The sequence below is a fragment of the Paenibacillus jiangxiensis genome (assembly GCF_046098255.1).
GTDB lineage: Bacteria > Bacillota > Bacilli > Paenibacillales > Paenibacillaceae > Paenibacillus > Paenibacillus jiagnxiensis.
This window is the reverse complement of record NZ_JBJURI010000010.1, coordinates 14,448-31,477: the sequence shown is the minus strand read 5'-3', so window position 1 is coordinate 31,477 and position 17,030 is coordinate 14,448. Positions and strand designations below refer to the sequence as shown.

At 50.2% G+C, this 17,030-nt stretch carries 16 protein-coding genes; 4 read left to right on the top strand and 12 right to left on the bottom strand.

The window, feature by feature from the left end:
• Nucleotides 1-10 precede the first annotated feature (10 nt).
• The 5 genes from ACI1P2_RS11630 to ACI1P2_RS11610 form a co-directional block, all read right to left on the bottom strand.
• Nucleotides 11-2,287: a helix-turn-helix domain-containing protein gene (locus ACI1P2_RS11630; RefSeq protein WP_355319888.1), complete on the bottom strand. Its 2,277-nt coding sequence runs from the start codon at nucleotides 2,285-2,287 to the stop codon at nucleotides 11-13.
• Between the two features lie 102 nt (nucleotides 2,288-2,389).
• Entirely contained in the window at nucleotides 2,390-3,907 is a 1,518-nt protein-coding gene (locus ACI1P2_RS11625) for an extracellular solute-binding protein (RefSeq protein ID WP_355319886.1), read from the bottom strand.
• A gap of 40 nt (nucleotides 3,908-3,947) precedes the next feature.
• On the bottom strand, nucleotides 3,948-4,829 hold the full coding sequence (locus ACI1P2_RS11620) for a carbohydrate ABC transporter permease (RefSeq protein ID WP_355319884.1): 882 nt from the start codon (nucleotides 4,827-4,829) through the stop codon (nucleotides 3,948-3,950).
• A gap of 21 nt (nucleotides 4,830-4,850) precedes the next feature.
• Nucleotides 4,851-5,774 (bottom strand): ABC transporter permease, encoded by a 924-nt coding sequence (locus ACI1P2_RS11615; RefSeq protein WP_355320119.1) that lies wholly within the window; start codon nucleotides 5,772-5,774, stop codon nucleotides 4,851-4,853.
• 637 nt (nucleotides 5,775-6,411) lie between these two features.
• On the bottom strand, nucleotides 6,412-7,356 hold the full coding sequence (locus ACI1P2_RS11610) for an ArsR/SmtB family transcription factor (protein WP_355320117.1): 945 nt from the start codon (nucleotides 7,354-7,356) through the stop codon (nucleotides 6,412-6,414).
• A gap of 173 nt (nucleotides 7,357-7,529) precedes the next feature.
• Here ACI1P2_RS11610 and ACI1P2_RS11605 point away from each other — a divergent pair, with 173 nt between their 5' ends.
• A complete protein-coding gene (locus tag ACI1P2_RS11605; protein ID WP_355319883.1) occupies nucleotides 7,530-9,020 on the top strand; it encodes a glycoside hydrolase family 43 protein in 1,491 nt (496 codons plus the stop codon).
• 41 nt (nucleotides 9,021-9,061) lie between these two features.
• Here ACI1P2_RS11605 and ACI1P2_RS11600 read toward each other — a convergent pair whose 3' ends face one another.
• Nucleotides 9,062-9,205: a hypothetical protein gene (locus tag ACI1P2_RS11600; RefSeq protein ID WP_355319881.1), complete on the bottom strand. Its 144-nt coding sequence runs from the start codon at nucleotides 9,203-9,205 to the stop codon at nucleotides 9,062-9,064.
• A 110-nt stretch (nucleotides 9,206-9,315) separates the two neighbouring features.
• Here ACI1P2_RS11600 and ACI1P2_RS11595 point away from each other — a divergent pair, with 110 nt between their 5' ends.
• Nucleotides 9,316-9,837, top strand: coding sequence for a hypothetical protein (locus ACI1P2_RS11595; protein WP_355319879.1), 522 nt, complete (start codon nucleotides 9,316-9,318; stop codon nucleotides 9,835-9,837).
• A gap of 158 nt (nucleotides 9,838-9,995) precedes the next feature.
• Here the strand turns inward: ACI1P2_RS11595 and ACI1P2_RS11590 are convergent, their stop codons facing one another.
• The 4 genes from ACI1P2_RS11590 to ACI1P2_RS11575 form a co-directional block, all read right to left on the bottom strand.
• The gene (locus ACI1P2_RS11590; protein ID WP_355319878.1) at nucleotides 9,996-10,235 is read right to left on the bottom strand and encodes a hypothetical protein; all 240 of its coding nucleotides are present in this window, start codon (nucleotides 10,233-10,235) and stop codon (nucleotides 9,996-9,998) included.
• A 123-nt stretch (nucleotides 10,236-10,358) separates the two neighbouring features.
• Entirely contained in the window at nucleotides 10,359-10,688 is a 330-nt protein-coding gene (locus ACI1P2_RS11585) for a hypothetical protein (protein ID WP_355319876.1), read from the bottom strand.
• A gap of 103 nt (nucleotides 10,689-10,791) precedes the next feature.
• Nucleotides 10,792-11,364 (bottom strand): xanthine phosphoribosyltransferase, encoded by a 573-nt coding sequence (locus tag ACI1P2_RS11580; RefSeq protein ID WP_355319874.1) that lies wholly within the window; start codon nucleotides 11,362-11,364, stop codon nucleotides 10,792-10,794.
• Nucleotides 11,365-11,437: 73 nt separating this feature from the next.
• Nucleotides 11,438-12,034 (bottom strand): DedA family protein, encoded by a 597-nt coding sequence (locus ACI1P2_RS11575; protein ID WP_355319872.1) that lies wholly within the window; start codon nucleotides 12,032-12,034, stop codon nucleotides 11,438-11,440.
• Between the two features lie 138 nt (nucleotides 12,035-12,172).
• On the opposite strand from ACI1P2_RS11575, the gene ACI1P2_RS11570 reads away from it, so the two are divergent.
• Nucleotides 12,173-13,279, top strand: coding sequence for a YkvI family membrane protein (locus ACI1P2_RS11570; RefSeq protein ID WP_355319870.1), 1,107 nt, complete (start codon nucleotides 12,173-12,175; stop codon nucleotides 13,277-13,279).
• A gap of 3 nt (nucleotides 13,280-13,282) precedes the next feature.
• On the opposite strand, the gene ACI1P2_RS11565 is transcribed toward ACI1P2_RS11570, so the two are convergent.
• The gene (locus ACI1P2_RS11565; RefSeq protein WP_355319869.1) at nucleotides 13,283-14,410 is read right to left on the bottom strand and encodes a glycosyltransferase family 4 protein; all 1,128 of its coding nucleotides are present in this window, start codon (nucleotides 14,408-14,410) and stop codon (nucleotides 13,283-13,285) included.
• 352 nt (nucleotides 14,411-14,762) lie between these two features.
• On the opposite strand from ACI1P2_RS11565, the gene ACI1P2_RS11560 reads away from it, so the two are divergent.
• Nucleotides 14,763-16,130: an RsmB/NOP family class I SAM-dependent RNA methyltransferase gene (locus tag ACI1P2_RS11560; protein WP_355319867.1), complete on the top strand. Its 1,368-nt coding sequence runs from the start codon at nucleotides 14,763-14,765 to the stop codon at nucleotides 16,128-16,130.
• Nucleotides 16,131-16,194: 64 nt separating this feature from the next.
• On the opposite strand, the gene ACI1P2_RS11555 is transcribed toward ACI1P2_RS11560, so the two are convergent.
• Complete coding sequence (locus ACI1P2_RS11555; RefSeq protein ID WP_355319865.1) at nucleotides 16,195-16,995, bottom strand: Cof-type HAD-IIB family hydrolase; 801 nt, start codon at nucleotides 16,993-16,995, stop codon at nucleotides 16,195-16,197.
• Between the last annotated feature and the right edge of the window lie 35 nt (nucleotides 16,996-17,030).

Genomic DNA, 17,030 nt, shown 5'->3' with positions numbered 1-17,030 from the left:
GGTTCCATAATCACAAAGATTTGGAATGTTCTTCACGATACTGCCCCGGGGTCATGCCTGTCATTTTACGAAACGTGCGGATAAAACCCGTAGCATTCGTGTAGCTCAGCCGTTCGGCGATTTCGTTGATCTTCAACGAGCTGTCCTTCAACCACAGCTTCGCCATGTTGATCCGGTATTCCATCAAATATTCGCTGAACGTCACGCCCATTTCCTTTTTGAACACCCGGCTTAGGTAGACCGGATGGAAATTCAGCTTTTCCGAGCACGCTTCCAGCGTGATGTCCTGATCGTACGCATCATGGATCATCTGCACCATTTGGCGGGCGATGCTCATATATTGCGAGTCGATCTGCTCCTTCAAGAAGGACAAAGTCGGAGGAAACAGCTTTGTCTTGAACCAGGACACGATGTCCGCCGCCGTGTTCAGCTTCAGGAATTGCTGAACCGCCGAGTTGGTGCCGAGCAGGCTGTCCAGAGCCCCTCCGTGCTGCTGAACAAGCCGATATATCCGCGTGATCAGCTCCAGCACCAAAATCTGAAAATCGTTGAAGGGAACGTTCTGTTCCATGATCGATTTCACGTACCTGTCGAAATGCTCGAGGGCCGAAGCCTCATCACCCGCCTGCAGCGCATGGATCAAACCGTTCTCCAGATAAGTCCAGGAAGCGTCCGGCTGAACACTGGCCGCGGAAGACGATTCGATATCGTCATAGCTCACAATCACATGATAGCCGAGGCTGATTCTCCGCTTCAACGCCTCCAGCGCTTCCGAATAAGCGTTCATGGCCCCTGCATACCGATGAAACGCCCGGCTGATGCCGATGCTGACCTGCAGCTGAAGCAGCTCTCGCACCTTGCTTTGAATTTGCCCGCCCAGCTGATGAAACAGCGCTTTCAGCTCATCAGGACGGTCCAAATCGCTTGTAATGAGCGACACCTGGGACTGGTCCAACAGCAGCGAGCCGATCAGGTTGTGAGGCGGAATCAGTTCCCCGACGATATTGTGTATCGCAAAGAGCAGCAGCTCCTTATCCTTCTCCGTATATCTCGTCTCCTGCAGCGTATCGATCTGAATGACGAGCACGCCGAGCGAGTCGCTATTATCCGTAATCCCGTACACGCCGCTTTTGTAGACAAACTCGCTCTCGGTCACCTGCCCCATGAACAGCTTATGCAGGAAAAACTCCTTGATCTGTCCGCGCTGCCCTTGCAGCTGCTGCTGAAGCTGCTTGCGCGAGCTGAACAGGATGTGCAGGCGCTCCTCAACATAGGCGAACTCGTCCTTCTTGCCGGCATCGTCCGCTTCTCCGCCAAACTGCTGCATGATCGCGAACATCCGCCGGATCGGCTCGTACATCCGCCGGCTTCCGAAATAAGCGAATACCGCAATCACGGAAAAAATAAGTACACAGGCGTTGACCGTAACGAGGGCGATTTTTCGTGATTCCTTGGTAATCTCCTGGATGGATACGACTGATACGTATGTCCAGTTATGATGGTCGGAGCCGAGAACATTGACGGCCAGGTCCTGCTCCTCAAAATACCCCGTCTCTGTTTTTGAATCCGCTTTCAATTTTGTTAAAACCGCCCCGTTGATTTTGGGCGAGCCCGGGCTGGACAAAAACGGCTCACGTTCGCTGTTCAGCACATAGATATTTCTCCATTCCGTATTTTGCCGCAAATCCTGTTCCAGTTCATTGTAAGACAAGTCGACAATCAGCATCGCTTTTGGCTGAGAAGAGGAGGCGATCATGGGGAGCTTGACGATCAGGCGGATCTTATAAGGATCGTCCACTTCGTCATCCGGTTGCTTCTCCCGGTTCGCAGCCTCCGCGCGCCAATACATCTTCTTCGCTTGCAGAGCGTACTCGCTCATCCGGTCGTGATCGGGGAATTTCCCGGAAGGAGTAAAGCCAAGCTCGCTGATCATCCAGTCGTGCTCAAGATTGATCAGAAAGGTGTCGGTCACGCCCGCAATGGAATGCAGATTGTATAAGCCTTTGGACAAAGACGTTATGCTCTGAAAATCGTCAGCCGTCAAGGCGCGGTCGTACAAGGTGGACGCCAGGGGAGAGTTGATGTACTGCACCGCGCCCATTTCCACATTTTTAAATATTTGCTCGATTCGCGTTTTGTTTTGCAGCAAAATCTGCTCATTGCTTTCGTTGACTTTTTTCTCAATATCCTGTTTGGCAATGAAGTACGAGATCGTCCCGGTGGAAACGACCGGAACGGCAACCAGCAGCAGGGTAAAGACGAACAAACGGACTAAATATCTGGGCATCGGGTATCCTCCCCCTTTGACTACAGTATCGGGCGTGCAAGGTTATACCGACACCCATTATACCAGTAATCCGTTTCCAACAGTGGATTTCCGGCTCGCCGTTTATTTATTCTGCTCGTTGTACGCTGCCGTGAACTCTTCCATGACTTTGTCGCCGCCGGCCTTTCGCCAATTGGCCACTTCCGCTTCCCAGCCTGCTTCGTCCAGTTTGCCCATGATGAATTTGGTTTGGGCATCGCGGATCATCGTATCCAGCTCGCTGCCTCTTTCCGTATAGGACGGCGACAGCAGGGTCAGCGCTACATTCGGAACGGCATTCTCAAGGTTCGCAGCAACGATTTCCCAGCCTTTAGCCTGCAGTTCGTTCATCTTGAGCGGAAGCCCTTGTCCCCCCACCTCGAACGACGGCAGGCTGTCGCGGTACGGCTTCACCTCGAGATTGAACAGTGTCAAATCGGTAATTTCCGCTTTTCCGTCCTCTGTTTTTTTGAAGTGCTTGCCTTCGATCCCACGGCTCAGCAGTGTGGACATTTCAGGCTCCAGCAGCTTGTCGAAGAAGGCGAGCAGCCTTTTCAATTCCGCTTCGGATTTCACGGACGATTTCGGGAATACGAAGAAACCGTTATTGCCCGGCTCCGCCGGCAATCGATGACCCGACGGCCCTTCGAACTGCACAACATCGACAACCGCATCAGGCACCGCCTTGGATATATTGTTGTACGAGGTAGCCGCTGCAGACGCCACCGTATTCCGAATGGCGGCTTGACCCGCATTCCATTTGTTGTCGGCATCGGCTGTCTGCACGACAGAGAAATCCTGATTGATCAATTTTTCCTCATATAATCTGCGGAACAGCTTCATGACGTCCATATAAGGCTCGGTCATGAATTCCGGAATGACTTTGCCGTCCACAACTCCCCACTTGTTCGGGGCCCCTTGCGATACGGCAAGCCGTGTCAGAAATGCGCTGCTGGCAGCTGGATCGTTGTACGATTTGTCAAGGAACAGCAGATACGAATCCCTCTGTCCGTTCTTATCCGGGTCCTTCTCGGCGACGGTCTTCGCCGCCTGGTACCAGTCGTCCAGCGTGACCGGAATTTTCAATCCCAGCTCGTCGAACCAGTCCTTGCGGTAAACGATGCCTGCACGGCCGATATCACGGTACAGCGGCAGTCCGTACAGCTTGCCATCCACTTTGATATTGTCGTAATGCATGGGGTTGATTTCCGCTAAGTTTTTGTAGTCCTGCAGATACGGACCGATCTCCCAAAACAGACCGGACTGAATCGCGTTCAGCGTTGAAGCGTTATACGTTATCTTGAAGGCTTTCGGCATTTCATCGGAGGCGATCATGATGTTTTTCTTGTCTTCAAACGCGGCGGCCGGAATCCATTGAAAATCGATTTCCGTATCCGTGTATTTTTCGATAGCCTGCTCGACCTCCGTGTCTTTGCCCGGAGCTTCCCCGACCTGCGGTGTGGCGATGGTCACTGCCAGAGGCCCGTTCTCCGCCTGCGCACCGTCCTGTCCTTCTTGACCGTTTTTCCCTCCACAAGCGGCGAGAATACTAGCTGCGGCGACCATGACGCAGAGTGCGGATATGGCATGCTTTTTTTTCATTTGCGAAACCTCCTGTATGATGGATGTTGGATGAAGACGCCTAACCTTTAACCGAGCCCAGCATGACGCCTTTTGCAAAATATTTTTGCAGGAAAGGATATACGATGATGATCGGAATCGTCGCAATCACGATCGACGCCATGCGAATCGTCTGCGGCAAATACTCCATCGGCTCCGCCTGTGCGGTGGAATCGCCGATCATATCCTGGGACAGCAGCACAATTTGTCTTAACACGATCTGCACCGGCCATTTCTCGGAATCATTGATATACATCACCGCATTGAAATACGAATTCCAATGAGCGACCGCGTAAAAGAGACCAAACGTCGCCATCGCAGGCATCGACAAGGGCAGCACGATCCGGAACAGAATGCCCAGGTCATGACAGCCATCGATTTTCGCCGCTTCCTCCAGCCCTTCCGGAATCTGTTGGAAAAAGTTTTTGAGCACAATCAGGTTAAAAGCGCTGATTGCGCCGGGGATGATCAGGGACCAGTAGGTGTCGATCATGCCGAACGCTTTGACAACGAAATAGGTCGGGATAATCCCGCCGCTGAACAGCATCGTAAACAGCACCATGAACAGCACAACGCCCCTTCCCCGCAATGTCGGTCTGGCCAGGGGATAAGCCATAAATGAGGTGAGCAGCAGATTGATCAGTGTGCCGAGCACGGTCACATAGATCGATACCAGGATGCTGCGGACCAGCGTTTCGGTGGAAAAGATGTACTCGTACGCGCCGAGAGTAAACTTCGTTGGAAACAGCATAAGTCCTCCCTTCGCCACTTCCTCGGGGGTCGCGAACGATACAGCCACGATGTAAAGAAAAGGAATGATGGTAATGATAGCACTGAGAGTCAGCAGCGAATAGTTGATGACTGTGAAAAAACGGCTGCCGATCGATTTGTCCGCCAAAGGCATTGCTTGATCGCCTCCTTCCGCTTAGTAAACGCCTTCTTCGCCCATTTTTTTGGCCAGCCGGTTCGCCCCGATGACGAGCACCAGACCAACCAGCGATTTGAACATGCCGACGGCCGCGCTGTAGCTGTATTGCGCCTGCGTTAAGCCCTTCATGTACACGTAGGTATCGAACACCTCGCCGACTTCCCGGTTCATGGAATTCAGCATCAGGAAAATATGCTCGAAGCCCGTATCCAGGAAGCTGCCCAGCCTTAAAATAAACAGGATTACTATCGTGCTGCGGATGGCCGGCAGCGTAATATGCCACAGCTGGCGCCAGCGTCCGGCTCCGTCGATGCGGGCAGCTTCATAGAGCTGAAGATCAACACCGGACAAGGCTGCCAGGAAAATGATTGTCCCCCAGCCCGCTTCCTTCCAGATTGACTGGCTGACGATCATCGTCCTGAACCATTCCTCGCTTAACAGGAACGGGATTTTCTCCATGCCCAATCTGGCGATGAATTCATTAACAACTCCCCCTTCGGTCGTAAACAGCACGTAAAAGATGCCGACAGCGACAACCCATGATACGAAGTGCGGCAAATATACGACCGTTTGTACGAACCGCTGGAACATCTTCACGCGCACTTCATTAAGCATTAGCGCCAGAATGATGGGCAGCGGGAAAAAGAAAACAAGGTTATACACGGCAAGCAGGAACGTATTGCGGAACAGCATCCAAAATTGCGGCTCCGTAAAAAAACGTTCAAAATGCTTCAGACCAACCCAAGGGCTTTCCCAAAAACCCAAATGCGGTTTATAGTCCTGAAAGGCCATGACCAGACCGGCCATCGGAAAGTATTTGAATATAACGAAATACAAGACGCCCGGAAGAAGCAGAACGTACATCCAACGGTCTCTTACGATGTCTTTGACAAACTGCGATCGGATCCGTTTCTTCTTCATTTCTAGCGACGCCTGGGCAGTGTATTGCTGGTCCATCTCCTGATCCTCCCAACCTGATGATATCATTTTTGAAGCGCTTACATTTCACATCTTAGGTTCATGCGGGATTACAGGCAATCATACGCTGCCAACCATTTTGAATTTTAAGCTCTTCTGCACGCTTTTAGCGCATATTTTGCGTGAATCATCTTCTCTTTCAGCTGAATCGTACTGATTTAACCTACTTGCAAGTCGAGTTCTTTATGGTACGCCCCTTATAGGTTCGTTCGTGTCTTGGTGTCCCTGCGTACTGCCTTTGCACGATTATCCCTTTCGTTCAGGAGGCAGGGTTGAGGGCTGGGAGCCGGTAAGGGTGAAGAAATAAAAAGAGAGAAGAAAAAGAGATGGTTCAAATGAGATGTTCGGCTTGAAACGAAAACGCCTGCTTCTCCACAAAATATTTCCTTCTCCCGAGCTTGTCTATTTTCTTCGCTACCAGCCTGATCAAACGGGATAATCATGTAAGGCGTCCGGCAACGAGTATTGATCTTCGAAATGAAATAGATTCGATTTTGCAGTTACTTTTCGTCAATCCAGCCTGAACTGCCATTTTGACAGTATAATACTGTACATCTGCATCTATTTCACTCCAAACCGTTTACTTGGACCGAGTAGCTGCACATTTACAATTGTTTCTGCCGTTAAGATACGTGCGGATTACAATGTCTTGATTGTGATTGCCGAATCCGGAACCATAGAGTGTCAATCCCCCTACATTAACTGCCTGCTCATCAACCGCGAATCGAAGCGTCCAGAACGGTTCTCGCAGCTTTATATCCGCGAGAGTCACCTCCGACATCCGCTCACCATCTATAAATGTACCCGATGCGTCGATGCGGATCGTCTTTAATAACCCGTATTGATTCACATTTCGATGCCACCATTCGGGTGTAAATCTCCCCCGCGCAGCTCTTCCGAAGTCAGCCGGGCTTGTCCATGTGCCAAGAGAGATGCCGTTGAATGTGAACTCAATATCCGAAGGCCAATAATCTCTTAAGCCAGGAGCTTCCGAAGCAATCTCCATTGAGATTTCGAGAGCGTTCGCGGTTTGATCGGCAAACAAATAGTTAGGCATTTTATATTCAACATAACCCCACCCAAACCATAGAATGGCGGCGTGAACCCGCTCGGGATCGAGAAAGTAGCGCGGGTCGTCCCAAACTCCGATTTCTTTCTCGCGCGTACCGAGTCCGCAAGTAGGATGGACTTCAAAAGCAGTGTAGTGACCGACCGAAATACTCTGCTCGCTGATCTTCGCGGTGTGGCTGGCAGACGGCAACTCAATCTCGACGTTTTTTTGCTTGAGGAAACACATTTTGTGCGTTCCCCCGCCCAGCCGTACCCTGTGGCTTCCGATGAGCCCGGCTTGTTCGAGTTTGCGGATGTGCATGGTGACGATAGAGGGGCTTAGCTCCAACCGATCCGCAATATCCTTCACATTCATCTCGTTATCGGCAATAAGACTCATAATTTTCCATCTAACCTCGCTCGCCAACGCTTCGTATAACGGCATAAATTTGGGTTCTCCATTCGCTTTGATGATCATCATCATCTCCTGACCGCATCTATTGAAATCACATATATATTAATTTAAAAGATTTAACATGAACCATCAAGTCTAATCCATTGCAAGACCTTAGACAATAGTGTTTAATTTCCTTAGCTGCTGATCACATTGGATTTATATTATTGTGAATTTACAAAAGAGGTGGAACTATGAAATACAATAACCCGGTCATCAAAGGATTTTATCCTGATCCCAGTGTATGCAAAGTAAAAGATACCTATTATCTGGTTTGCAGTTCCTTTCAGTACTTCCCCGGCGTTCCGATTTTTGAGAGCAAAGACCTGATTAACTGGAAGCAGATCGGCCATTGTCTAACCAGAGAGAGCCAGATTCAGCTCGGCAAGGTAGGCAGTTCCGGCGGAGTTTTCGCTCCCACGATCCGGCACAACGACGGCAGATTCTACATGACCACGACCAACGACACCACTCGTCAAAATTTCTATGTATGGACTGACGATATTTATGGTGAATGGTCTGAACCGATCTATGTGGATCAGGGAGGAATCGATCCTGATTTGTATTTTGAAGACGGAAAGACCTTCTTTATGAGCAACGGGAAAGACGATTACGGGATTGGCGGGATTGCTCAGTGTGAAATTGACATTGAAACAGGTGGCAAGCTATCGCCAAGCCGTTCGATTTGGCGCGGAACAGGCGGACGATATTTGGAAAGCCCGCATATGTATAAAATAAATGGTCGTTATTACCTGATGGTGTCTGAAGGCGGGACGGAATATGGCCATATGGTCACTTATGCACGGGCAGATTCGATCTCCGGTCCGTTCGAAGCCTATCAGAACAATCCGGTACTGACCAATCGAAATCTGGGCGGTTATGAGGTGCAGGGGGCTGGCCATGGCGATCTGATTCAAGATCACGATGGAAATTGGTGGATGCTGCATCTGGGCTTCCGTCAAATCGGCCGCTGGCTTACCTATCATCACCTTGGCCGCGAAGTTTTCCTGGCACCGGTTACTTTCGGTGAGGATGGCTGGTTTACGGCAGGACATAACGGCACCACCCTTACCAGCTTTGAGACCGACCGCATCCCAAGTCATGTCGTCCAACAGGAGAAAAAGATATTTACTTTCGAGAATATGGAATGGAATCTGGACTGGTGCTATCTCCGTCATCCTGTTGCGGAGAATTATATGTTAGAGTTCGATAAGGTAAAGCTTAAAGGGACCGGAGTGACTCTGGATATGCCGGAATCCCCGACATTTATAGGCATTCGCCAAAGGGACTTCAATGCGGAAATCTCGTGCGATGTACAGCTTGCAAGCGGAGAAGCCGGCATCACGCTCTATATGGATGAAAATCATCATTATGATTTAGCAGTACGTAAAAATGAGAATGGGTATAAAGTGATTGAGCGCCTGAATATCGGTGATATTAAATCCGTTGAATATGAAGTAGACTTGGGAAGTGAGGACCATGCTGCTCTGATGATACGGGCAAGTCATGAGCGCTACAGTTTCCTCGTTCACGCAAACGGGAAAGACATCCTCTTAGGCACGGCTCAAACCAGATACCTTTCCTCTGAAGTTGCAGGAGGATTTACAGGCGTACTCATCGGTTTATATGCCTACGGGGAAGGCTCTATGGCTGAGTTTTCAAAATTTAAGTGCGAATATCTTTAAACCTCTTCATAAACGAATTACCTGGAAAAATGTAAAGCCGGTTACTCAGGATTAACCTGGGAATCGGCTTTTTGATGAGCAATATATACCGTGATAGAGTCTACAGTAAAGTATATTTTTTGAGCTGAAGAATTTTTAAAGCCGATTTCGGGAAATTTTTTTGCGAAAAGCGTTGTTTTTTCCATATTTGTATTGATTACCGCTCATACGTTCGGTTATAATGAGAACAAATAAGAACATAGGTTCTTGTCGATCTGATTATGCTGCAAACAAAAAATCGAAGGCGGTGACTGATATGATTACTGCAGTCGTTACGAAAGAAGATTTTGCTTTAATTAAAAATTACTTGCTCCTGCTGTTTATTCAGAAGGTTTTCGAGCGGGACAGTCATATATTGGAAGACAGCGGTGTGCTGAAAACACCGGATTTATATGTAGAACTCGTTAACTCCGGAGCGGACCGAACCGGTATTCTAATGTCCGAGGTCAAGCATGAGTTCAGGAAACGCGGTATCGCTGTTCATCATATCCGGCAGAACGAATCCGCTGTGCAAGCGTCATACATTTGCGGTGATTCCGAAGGTGAAATCAGTATCCCGATGCCTGAATTCCGTCAGGAAATGTATGAACGAATGCGGGCCTACCTGGGATTGTCAACCTCCTTGCCGGTCACTTCGGTGTCCACAGGAGTTGAACCATACAGACGCATCGAGCCATCCCGCTATATCGGGCGCCGTTCCAGACCTGCTGCAGCGGCGTTCACCTCCGCGCAGCGCAGGCCGCTGCGCCGCCCTGCCGCTACAGCAACAAGAGGTTAATATTATAATAGGACAGGAAACCCGAAGACTTCCTGTCCTATTATTTGGCCCTGCCTTTGTTAGTGCAATGCGCTATGTCCCTTTGGATTTGGATTCCTGTACATTCGTTGTATCATAAGCTCGCTTTAGATTGCCTGGTGATGAGAGGAATCATGCTTCTACAAGGAGGCATCATTCTGTTCCAGGTCCAGGGTATCCTGTCGGGGTTCCTTGAACGGCTGCACCTTATAACTTCTGCTGAGCTTCACGATTCTCCGATTCGGTCTGCGAATCAGCAAATGCTCGTCATCCCAAGCAAGCACGATACCCACTACATCATTTTCCTTCAGGGCATCCCGCATCACACGAACCTTCTCACCGGAAACCCGGTAGGTATCCAGAACTTCATCGCTGATCATTGACTCACCTTCTCTCTCTTTGCTACATCAAGCCCTACGAAAAAGAGACCTAAATGTGCAATCATTTAGGTCTCACTTTTGTCATATATGGAATGCCGACTAAGCAACAATTGTCCTGAATGATTAACGCTGTGCGTGCTCTTTGCTGTCGTTCTTCTCAAACCAGAAATCAAGCACTTTTGCAGACAACACACGTTGTTCTACATACGCTACCTGGTGAGAAGTAAACTGTTCCTTCCAAGGAAATGATAGATCCTCGCACAAATTAACGAGCGTCAGTAATTCAGACCAGGCTACATAACGCTTATACCAGAAAAACTGAGGATGCTCGATCATATAGGGATACAGATCATCAAACTCTGTATGCTTACAATCCAGGGCACGTTCAAAATGAGTTTTTGCCGCCGCCAACTTTTCCAGAAAGTATTGCTCCGTCAACTGCTCTTTCCCCATGTTGCTGCCTCCTCTCCCTAAAACCTTAACTACATTATAAGCGATATCCCCCTCGTTGCAAAGGTATTGCCATAAATTAGGTCGAAGAATCAGAGAATTGTTACTATTCGGCAAACTGGACAGTTCCATCAGATAATGATGCAATCCGTACAAGCGATTCAAGCCGGATTCCCTGCTCGCGAATGGTGCGTGCCCCTGCCTGGAAGCATTTCTCGACAACCACGCCGAAGCCGGCCAAATGCGCTCCGGAACGCTGAATAATTTTCACCATGCCCCTGGCCGCATCGCCGTTGGCTATAATATCGTCAATAAACAGGACCCGGTCGTTCTCATGAATAAATTGCCGGGACAGCATGATGTCTGTTACGATCCCTTTCGTAAACGAAGGCACCCGCTCGGAGAGCGCATCAGGATCCGCCAGCAGCGTCTTCTTGCGCCGGGCAAATACAAGCGGAACCCCCAGCTCATACGCCGTGGCGAATGCTACAGCGATGCCCGAGGATTCCACCGTAACTACTCTCGTAATATGTTCATCGCGAAACCGTTCGGCAAATTCTTTGCCCATCTGCATCGTCAGCACAGGATCCACCTGATGATTCAACAAAGCGTCCAGCTTAAGCACCTGATCCGAAGCCACTATGCCTTCTTCCAGTATACGTCTTTTTAAAGCTTCCATAATATTAACCTCCCATGCCGATCCTACTGCCGTAAAATTACCACAGAGGGCTTCGGCTTTCAAGCTAAAGTGCTCAATCTGTTGAATTGCGCCGCTTTTTCCAGAACCATGTCGCGCATACGGAGAGCGCCAGCGCCGTTAAAATTAAAATACCCAATTTATGGCTAAAATGCTCCATGCGGCGGACTCCCTCCTCCCAGTGCATGCCGAGCGCATGCCCAACGGCCAAAAAAGTAACACACCAGATGATAGCTCCTATGGACGAAAATAATAAATATCTCCCTACATGAAGCCTCGCCGTTCCTGCCAGGTAAGAAAGGAGTTGACGCAGCCCTGGGACAAAATACCCGAATATAATCCCCCATGTTCCATATTTCTCGAACCATTGTTCCGAACGGGCAATCCGGGGAGGTGTCAGCCGCATCCATTTGCCGTACCGTTCAAGGAGAGGTTTGCCCATCCATCTCCCGATAGAATAGCTAAACAGCATCCCCGTCATACTTCCAAAGTAAGAAACAGCCAAAGCGATCGGGAATTGATAATGTCCCTGCGCCACAAGGCTGCCGAAGAAGAAGAGCAGCACCTCATCCGGAACCGGGAGTCCCGCCACACCCAGCGCCAGCAGGCTGAAAAGCGCCATATATCCGTATTTTAAAATAATTGCAGCCATATGAGCCATATGCTAAAACGCTCCTGTCCGACGATAGTGTTGGTAATACTTTTAAGCTCTGAAGTCATGTCCATCACCGGCAGGACATACCCTGTATTATATGTAGTTCTTATTGGTACAAGGACGGGGGAGAAGAACATGGGACGCAATATTCACGTACTTCAGATCGCTTTTACATACATAGGGACCATTGTTGGGGCCGGCTTTGCTACAGGACAGGAAATTTTGCAGTTTTTCACCCGCTTTGGCAGCCTGGCGACAGCTACAATCATGCTGGCCACCGTTATTTTTATTTGGCTGGGAACACGGCTCATGCTTATCGCTCATGAAATCTCCGCACATTCCTACGAGGATGTGAACCTGCACCTGTTCGGTCCGAAAGCTGGGAAATGGATCAGCTGGATTACACTGGTCATTCTGCTCGGTGTGAACAGCGTCATGCTGGCTGGCTCCGGCTCGGTATTTATGGAGCATCTACATTTAAACTACCAAACCGGCCTGCTTCTCACCCTGCTCTGTACGTTTTTGCTGCTCAGAAAAGGGATGCATGCCATCCTGCAAATGAATTCCATCCTGGTGCCTGTAATGATGCTCCTGTCTCTTTTAATGATCATAAGCACACTGAACACGCCCAATTATGACAATTTTATCGTAATCAAAACAGACCATCATCCCTTACTCGTATGGATGGCTCCCATTCTGTACACTTCCTTTAATCTCAGCATGGCACAGGCCGTGCTTGTCCCGCTTGGAAGCCAGACGGACTCCAAAAGCACCATTCGCTGGGGGGGGATACTCGGCGGAGTCGGGGTCGGAATTATGCTGATGGCGGCCCACTTCGCCATGTCGGCCCAGATGCCTGGCATTCAGCAGTTTGAAATTCCCATGGGAAATGTCGCAATCCAGCTTGGAATGGCCGTGCAAACCGTCTATATGATTATGATTTTCCTGGAGATTTTCAGCACCTTCGTAGCCGATATCTATGGCTTGACCCTGCAGCTGCAGCAGTATGTGTCCGTTTCGCCACGCATCATTACACTGTTCATCATGCTCGTCTGCTTTTTGATCAGCCAATTCGGGTTCAGCTCGCTGCTGTCCCTGTTATATCCCATCTTCGGCCTGGCCAGTCTGTTCTGGGCAGGGATGCTCATTTATTCCGGGCATAAAGGGCATCCCCTCACTCCGTTCAACCGTAGAAATCGTATGATTCCAAATAGGCTCAAACAAACTACATACAAAAGGTGAACATCACTTATTGGCGTATTCCAGATACATCTTCTTCATCTCATGGACTGCTCTGCTGAGTGAATAATTGGCTTTCGCGCGATCACAGGCGGAACGCGCAAGCTCATACCTGTACATCGGATCGGCGATCACCGCACTAAGCGCCTCCGCCAGGGCCACAGGGTCTTCCGGCGGAACAAGCAGGCCGTTAACTCCGTTCTCAATCTGCTCGGCAATACCCCCAACCTCCGTCCCGACCAAAGCAAGGCAGCTGAGCGCCGCTTCCGCAAATACTGAACCAAATGCCTCCGCCCGGGAAGGCAACACGAAAATATCGAAAAAGGGCATGAATTCTTCCGGATGGAGCGTATAACCGTAAAAGATCGTTTCATTATAAATACCGAGCTGCCGTGCCATCTCCTCAAGGTCAGGGCGAATCGGACCATCCCCGATAATGTGCAGCACGTATTCAACCCCTTGCTTCTTCAATTCCGCACAAGCCCGCAGCAGCACGTCGAGCCCCTTGGCAGGAACGAGACGGCATACCGTAATCAGCTGAGCGACCTCGTTTTCATGCGGGATCGGTTTAAATCTCCGTTCATCGTAGCCGTTCGGAAGAACTCTAATATCCTCATGCCGGTCCACATAGGGAGCCATATACCTGCGGAATGATTCGGAGACCGTCATCAGCCGGTCCGTACAGTATTCAAGCTCCCGGTACATGGATGCCAAAAACCGATGCTCTGGCCCTCCTTCTGCGATTTTGCCATTGAGGATCAATTCGCGTTCATAGGAAGAGTGAATCGTCTGAATCAACGGGGTATCGGGAAAGACGGTTTTCATAGCCAGACCGGCAATGGGATGATGAGCATGAATGAGATCAAACGGTTTATGAATGCGCAGCCTGGTCCACCATAGGTAGTCACGGTAGGTCTGAATATATTTCTGTACGACCGGGCTGTCCCCGTATTGGGTCCAGTCAAAGGTGTGGAACTTAACCTCTTCTTTTCCCTTGTTGCGGATTCGTTTGGGCAGGGAGAACAATTCCATCTCCCAGCGCGGCGAGGTGAACCGTTCCTGCAAATAAGGAATCATTGACGATACGCCCCCCGGCTGTTCCGGAGGGAAAAACAAAGCCTGCAGCAGTCTCATATATGTTGCTTCCCCTTTCAAGCAAGGCCGTATTGCTACTTGTCAATCATCAGAATGCAGTTGAATGATTTGTATGATATATTAAATTTCTGATGAACTGTTGCTATGACATCCGAACGATGCAAATACAATATATTGTAGCGGATTAAGAGGCCTCATTCAACAGATAGTAATGGAATGGATTTCCATGTGCAGCGCGAGCATCTCTGTTTATTATATTCCTTGCGTCTCGCGGGTGTCAGAAGCGCGGCGGGCGAAAAAAAATATGGTCTTCTCATATTATCGCATGTGGCGCTGCAAGCAGCAAAGCGTTACTGTAATGTAATTTTAGCATTAAAGGAGCTTCATCAATATGGACAAACCAACACTGCCAGCTACATACACCGATCAAATTGCCGACCTGCTAGGACCAGAAGCGGGGGCATTCCTGGATTCCTACAACCAGCACAGAGTACAGGGACTGCGTATCAATCCGATGAAAGCCGCTCCGGAGCTGCGGGAAACGATCATCAGCGAATGGAACCTGAAAGCTGTTCCGTGGTGCTCCGAAGGCTATTATTATGAAGAACCTCACCGTCCTGGCAAGCATCCCTATCATGCAACCGGACTATATTACATCCAGGAGCCATCGGCCATGTCGGCTGTGGAGCTCCTGGATCCCCGTCCCGGTGAAACGGTTCTGGATATGGCTGCCGCCCCGGGCGGCAAAACAACGCATATCGCCTCCAAATTAAGAGGACAGGGGCTGCTCGTATCCAATGAAATTCATGCCGGAAGAGCGAAGATACTGGCTGAAAACGTAGAACGTATGGGTCTGAGTAATGTAATTGTGACTAACAGCACGCCCGCAGGACTGTCAGAGCGTTTTCCCGCTTGCTTCGACAGAATCATGCTTGACGCCCCCTGCTCGGGCGAAGGCATGTTCCGTAAGGACCCTGAGGCAGTCCGCGAATGGAGCCCCGAGCTTGTAGCGATGTGCGCTTCAAGACAGCAGGATATTCTCAGGGATGTATATAAGCTGCTGAAGCCAGGCGGCTGGCTGGCCTATTCGACGTGTACGTTTAATAAAACAGAAAACGAAGAGGTTATGGAATGGTTTACATCCGAATTCCCGGATATGAACCTGGTTTCTATCGAACGCATATGGCCCCATTTGCAGCGGGGAGAGGGGCATTTCGTCGCTCTGCTGCGCAAAGAAGGAGCTGCAACAAACGAGACAGCCCGGGGTAAAGATACCAGCAAAGGTAAGAACAGCCGCAAGCGCCCATCCAGAGAGCTGGACAATGCCTGGGAAGGATTTAGTGCCTGGCGAAAAACCGACCTTCCGGGATTTGCTCCGGGACCCGGGCGGCCGCTTCTATTCGGCGAATCCCTCTACTGGCTGCCTGAAAACGGCGGATTCGCCATTCTGGACGAACATATGGCTGGATTAAAGCTGCCCCGGGCAGGGCTTCATCTTGGGGAATGGAAGAAAAACCGCTTCGAGCCTGCCCATGCGCTGGCCATGGCTGCAAAGCCCGATGAGGCGCGTGGTGTATTCAACGCTCCTGCGGAATCGGAGGAAATCCGGTCATTTCTGCGCGGGGAGACGCTGGCGGTGAATGCGGCGCTTAAAGGCTGGGTCCTTGTTGCGGCGGACGGACTTCCTGTGGGCTGGGGCAAGGCAAGCTCTGGCCAGTTAAAAAACCATCTTCCCAAAGGGCTGCGCCAGCTCCAATAAAACATCAGCCTCCATGCTGCGACTGCCGCAGATGGAGGCTGTTGAACTTTGAAGGACTCTCTCTTCAGTTTAAGCAGTATTTGATGAGGGCGTGTCTCACACCTTGCTCATTGTTGGACAAAGTGACCTCGTCAGCCGCAAGCTTCACCTCTTCAGGAGAGTTGGCCATGGCAATGCCTTTGCCTGCATAAGTCAGCATGCTGAGATCATTGTAATAGTTGCCGATCGCCATAATGGCATCTGGTGCTATTCCCCGCCGCTGCGCCAGCTGATGCAGCGCTTCCCCTTTGGACGCCTGCTTGTGCATCAGATCGATAAAAAAGTCCCCGCTGCGCAGCATATTAAATGGCTGCTCCCATCTGCTCCAATCCCGGTATACTTCGTCCAGGCGTTCCATGGAGCCAAACACCGTAAACTTGACGAGCGGCTCCGACCAATCAACCCACTGCGGCAGCTGCAGCGGCTCCATCAGAAATGCCTCATACATGCTCCGCACCTCCAGCTTCAGTCCCTCAAGCTGATCCACATACAGTTCAAATGCCGTATTGACGTCAAAATGAACTCCGTTTTCCCTGCAGTAGCTTATGTACGGTTCCAGGCTGCGTTTATCCATCTGGTATTGGAGCACGATCTCCCGGGTTGTCGCGTCCACTGTAGCCGCCCCGTTATGGGAAATAACGTACCCCGTCAGTTCCATCTGCTCCATCAGCGGGATCGTGCTGAGCGGGGCGCGCCCCGTACAGAGCACAATTTCGGCGCCTCGGGCAGCAACCTCCCGGATCGTGTCCACCGTTTGAGGAACAAGCTCGTGCTGATCATTCAGCAGCGTGCCGTCCACGTCAAGCGCAATTAGTCGGTACCTCATCCATATCCCATCCTTATCTTTTATCTATGTCAGCA